This is a genomic window from Arthrobacter sp. GMC3 (genome assembly GCF_002929305.1).
GTDB lineage: Bacteria > Actinomycetota > Actinomycetes > Actinomycetales > Micrococcaceae > Specibacter.
Genome location: NZ_PJIO01000089.1, coordinates 1 through 661, shown reverse-complemented (window position 1 = coordinate 661; position 661 = coordinate 1). Strand labels below are relative to the sequence as shown.

The window sequence follows — 661 nt, the reverse complement described above, 5'->3', positions numbered from 1 at the left end:
CGATCGTCGGCCGGGTCCACGGCCCCGACCGCAGCGCCCTGTTGCTCAGCATCCGCCAGGCGGCTCGTGAACTCACGTCCTGGCACAGCGAGCACCGTGTCGAGCACCCGCACAAGGGGCTGATCTGGGTCGAGGCACGAGCCACGCCGCTGCAGCAGGCCGATGGCTCGGTGCTCTGGCACGGCTTCGTTACCGATATCACCGCGCGCAAGGCCGAGCAGCTGGAGCTGGACAAGCAGCAGGAAATGAACCGGCGCCTGCTCGAGGCGCTGAGCGAAGCGGTGATCGCCTGCGACGCCGAGGGCAATCTGACCCTCTTCAATGAGACGGCCAAACAGTGGCATGGCGCCGATGTCGCCCCGTTATCGCCGAGCGAATGGGCCCGCCATTACCGGCTGTACCGCGCCGATGGCGTCACCCCGCTGGAACCCGAGGAGATTCCCCTGCGCCGCGCCCTCAATGGCGAGCACGTCATCGATCACGAGATGGTGCTGCTGAGCAATGGCGCACCACGGCACGGACTGTCCAACGCCGACCCGCTGTACACCTCCGATGGCCAGCGAATGGGCGCGGTCGTCGTGCTGCACGACATCACCGAACGCAAGCGCATCGAACGCCTGCAGCGCGAGTTCATCTCCACCGTCAGTCATGAGCTGCGCAC

General features: G+C 66.6%; 1 protein-coding gene. It reads left to right on the top strand.

The window, feature by feature from the left end:
• Positions 1–661, top strand: a 661-nt coding sequence (locus tag CXQ94_RS23770) for a PAS domain-containing protein (RefSeq protein WP_146070410.1), incomplete at both ends; no start/stop codon positions are given.